The organism is Candidatus Eisenbacteria bacterium (assembly GCA_035712145.1).
Classification (GTDB): Bacteria; Eisenbacteria; RBG-16-71-46; order RBG-16-71-46; family RBG-16-71-46; genus DASTBI01.
Map to the genome: position 1 here is coordinate 1 of DASTBI010000183.1, position 4,101 is coordinate 4,101.

Here is a 4,101-nt window from a genome sequence, read left to right on the forward strand (position 1 = left end):
GGGCCATATCCAGAAGCGGCTGGCCGTCTGGCGCGAGCGGCATCCGGGCGTGGAGCAGCTCCGCATCGCCGTCATGGGCTGCGTGGTGAACGGGCCGGGCGAGAGCAAGCACGCGGACATCGGGATCTCGCTGCCGGGCACGGGCGAGGAGCCGAAAGCCCCGGTCTACGTGGACGGCAAGTTCCGGACCACGCTCAAGGGCGAGACGATCGCCGAGGATTTCGCGCGCATCCTGGACGACTACGTGGCGCGGCGGTTCGCCGCGACCGGGGACTGATTCCCGGCTACTTCAGCAGGATCACGCTCCGCTTCATCTCGGTACGGCCCACGCGGAGCCTCACGAAGTAGACCCCCGCAGTCAGATCCTGCGCGGCGAACATGGCGCTGTGGGCGCCCGCCGGCATCTGCGCGTCGATCAGGCTCCGCACGCGCTGACCCGCGACGTTGAACACCTGGAGCTGGACGCGGTCGGCGCGCGGCAGCGTGAAGCGGACGGCCGTCGCGAGGCGGAAGGGATTGGGCCCGGCCCCGCGGAACTCGATGCCACCGGCCAAATCGTCGGGGTGGACGGCGTCTTCGGCAATCTCAGCCTCCCCGCGCGCGATGCCTCTCGCGAACAAGCTGGGACGGTAGGCCGTCACGGCGTCGTGCATGAGGTCGATCTGGCCAGGGGTGAACTCGGTGGTGCAGGCGTCGTAGCCGTAGTCCATGTAGTTGTGGATCGGGTCGAGCTCGGGATCCGGACAGCTATTGCGACCCTCGGGGCATCCGAAGGCCGGCCCATCCTCGTATGCCGTGTCATCCACCAGATCGCCGGGCGCTTCGCATCCGTTCTGGAATGTGTGGAGCAGCCCAAGGTAGTGACCGACTTCGTGCACCAACGTGCGCCCGAGGCTGTAATAGAGGAATGGTCCGCCGGGGAGCGATCCGTAGTGCACCACGACACCGTTCAGGTAGTGGTCCTCTGGAATGCCGTACGGGAGATAGGCCCAGCCGAGCAGACGGTTGCCGAGTGCCGCGGTGTAGATGTTGAGCGTGTGCGCGGGATCGACGGCAAGCGTTTCCTTGGCGTGACGCTCCGCGCCCGAGGCAATGTTCATCCGAGCCCATCCGCCGTGATCGGTGCGATCGATCGACTGAAGCTCGAACGAAAAGCCCGTGCCTGCGTATGCGCGATTGAGCTCAGCAATCTGGGCGGTCACCTGCTCGTCGGAGACATTCCCGACCTTGCCCGAGGTGAGTACGTGGAACGCGACGCGAATCGTCCCACCGGCCTGGAGCTTCGTGAGCGGCTGCTCCTCGGCGAATCGGCGACGGATCTGCTGAACGCGCATGAGATCGCGCGCGCTGGGCGGTGGCGTGACACAGGTCCGCTCGACCGGCTCGAGGTCGGTCGGCAGTGGGACGCTGGTCGACCCCGACGCCGGGCCGGCCAGGCCGATCGCGAGCGCGAGGCAGGTCAGCGGGGCAGACGGCTTCAAGAAACCTCCTCAACGAGTTCCGAGACGCGGGCTATCTTCCCAGACGGGAAGGCCCGGTTCAATGCCCCGAAATCGTGGCCGGGCTGTGGCTTCCGAGGCTCTCGAGGACCTTGCGCGCCAGCTCGGTGAGCGACGGATCGCGGGCGCCCATCAACAGGACCACGTCCCCTGGGCGAGCCTGGGAGAGAATCTCGGCCGGGAGCCGCTGACGGTCGCTGAAGCGCGCGTTCACGCCGCGGCCCCGCAGCTCGTCCACGATCTCGGATGCCGAGAAGTCACGGCGCGCGGTGCCCCCGGCGTAGAAGATCTCGAGCATCCACAGGAGATCTTCCGAGCCGAGCGCCTCGCTGAACGCCTCGACCAGGTCCTGACGAAGGAATCGAGTCGGTCCGAAGCCGTGCGGCTGGTAGACCGCCAGCACTCTTCGGCCGCGAGCGCGAGCGGTGGCGATCGCTGCCTTCAGCTTGGCCGGGTTGTGGGCGAAATCATCGATGACTTCGATTCCGCGCGCCGTTCCCACCGTGTGGAATCGCCGCGCCACACCCGCGAACGAAGCGAGCGGCTCCACCATCGCACGCAGCTCGACCCCCAGGGTCCGGCACACGGCGATCGCCGCCAGAGCATTGGCGACGTTGTGCTGGCCGGGACAAGGCAGTGTGAACGCCACACGATCCACCGTGAAGCGGCTGCCCAGCGGCTCGAGCTCGACTCCTTCCCCGCGCACGGTGGCCCTGGGACCGAAGCCGAAGATCTCGCTGGCACCCTGCGCGAGCGCTTCCAGATTCGCGTCCTCCCCGGTGACGAAGCCTTCGACCGTCTGGCGGCGAAAGCGCTCGAAGAGCAGTGCGACCTCGCCGACTTCCTTGTGATCCTTTTGGAGATTCAGCACCGCGCCCACGGCGGGCCGGTAGTGCACCAGCGAGCCATCGCTCTCGTCGGCCTCGATCACGAGCAGCTCCGAGCCGGGATCGCTGAACGCGTTCCCGATCAGATCCTCGCGCTGGAGCTCGAGCAGCTCGCCGCCGGTGATCAACGAAGGACGCAGGCCGGCGCCGCGAAGGATTGCGAACGTCATGGCCACGACCGTGGACTTCCCGCTCGTGCCGGCGATGGCGGCGGTGCGGTACGTCGCGACGAAGTGCGCGAGCAGCTCCGAGCGATGGAGCGTGGGGACCCCGAGATCGCGGGCCACTGCGTAGTCGGGAACTTCCGACTCCACCGCGGTCGAGAGCACGAGCGCCGCGCAGTCGCCGCGCACGCCGCTGCCATCCTGGGGGTGGATCGCGATGCCGAGGTTCCGGAGCCGTCGCTCCAGGTCCGAGCGCTCGCCGCGATCGAAAGCCCGGTCGCTGCCGCTCACCCGGCCTCCGGCCATGACCTGGAACTGGGCCAGGGCGCTCATTCCGCTTCCGCCGATGCCGGCGAAGTGGAAGCGCTCGTGGCCGTGAGGATCCGGATAGATCGCGCGCCCCTCGTCACCGACGATCACCACCGGATCGCCGGCCTCCACATGATCGAACAGCCAGGCGATGTCGGGATTGGAGAGGCGGACGCACCCGTGCGACGCGGGGCTTCCGAGGCGATCCTCCTGGTTGGTCCCGTGAAGGTAGATGTAGCGCTCGAGCGAATCGTGGCCGGGGCCCTGGTTGATTCCGGGCTCGAGGCCTTCGAGCGTGAGAATGCGGGTCAGGATGAGATCGTCCTCCCGGGTCTCGCCGCCCCAGACTGCGCCGGTCGGCACCCGGCTCTCGAACACCGCGCCCAGCGGCGCGTCCGCGCCGATCTTGGCGTGGATGCGATGCCATCCGGGGGGCGTGCGAAGCGAGCCCGCTTCGCCTCCCACGCCGGCGGCCGCCGTCGAGACATGGAGCTCGGCCAGCATCGCGCCGTCCACGATCAGGTCGAGACGCTGCCGGGGAACGTCGACGAGCAGAAGCCGCGGAGGCAGCTCGCGGAATGGCGACGCGGCGCGTGACAGGGCCGCGCGGGCGCGGGCGATGGCACGATCGGCGTTCACGTCATCAGTCATCGGCGCAATGTGCCACACCCACGAGGAAAAACAACCGGACCGGCTCGCGTCCGGGTCACCACCTGAAGGATACCCATGAACTGCTTCGCGGTTGTCGAATGACGACGTAGGCATCGCCCTCCTGCGGGTGAAGGGGGCGGATTCACGTGCCGATCTTCGATGGGAGTAACCATCCCCGAGGAAACCCACGAGATCCGACCATGACCCACCTTTGCCAGTGAAAAGGGCTCTTTCCTCGGCTCAAAGTTCAAGGGTACGCGGAGCGCGGCGACCGCGGCTCAAGACAGTTGAGTCCCGCGGTCCGCAGGACTTGCGCGCTTCAGACTCGGGTATCGAAACCCGCGTCGCGGCGGCGATCGTTCTCGCCTTCCTTGGAGTCGCCGCCGTCGTCAACGGGCTTCTGCATTCGGTTCCCCTCTATGGAACCGAAACCGATCTGGTCGGCGAGTACATTCCCGCGGCTCTGGAGCTCCAATCGGGGGTAGTAAGCCCGGCCCATTTCACGACCAAAGGGCCTGGGTTGCCGATTCTGCTCGTTTTCCTCGGCCCGCTCGTTTCGGGCGACATGTTCGCTGCAGCCAAGCTGGTGAA

Annotated in this window: 4 protein-coding genes; 2 read left to right on the forward strand and 2 right to left on the reverse strand. The window is 67.3% G+C overall.

The window, feature by feature from the left end:
* Positions 1-277: flavodoxin-dependent (E)-4-hydroxy-3-methylbut-2-enyl-diphosphate synthase (locus VFQ05_12570; GenBank protein ID HET9327598.1), on the forward strand; the 277-nt coding region annotated here is incomplete at its 5' end.
* Between the two features lie 7 nt (positions 278-284).
* On the opposite strand, the gene VFQ05_12575 is transcribed toward VFQ05_12570, so the two are convergent.
* Positions 285-1,481, reverse strand: coding sequence for a M43 family zinc metalloprotease (locus VFQ05_12575; GenBank protein HET9327599.1), 1,197 nt, complete (start codon positions 1,479-1,481; stop codon positions 285-287).
* Positions 1,482-1,539: 58 nt separating this feature from the next.
* Complete coding sequence (locus VFQ05_12580; GenBank protein ID HET9327600.1) at positions 1,540-3,498, reverse strand: L,D-transpeptidase family protein; 1,959 nt, start codon at positions 3,496-3,498, stop codon at positions 1,540-1,542.
* Between the two features lie 322 nt (positions 3,499-3,820).
* On the opposite strand from VFQ05_12580, the gene VFQ05_12585 reads away from it, so the two are divergent.
* The coding region (locus tag VFQ05_12585; protein HET9327601.1) for a hypothetical protein at positions 3,821-4,101 on the forward strand (281 nt) is incomplete at its 3' end.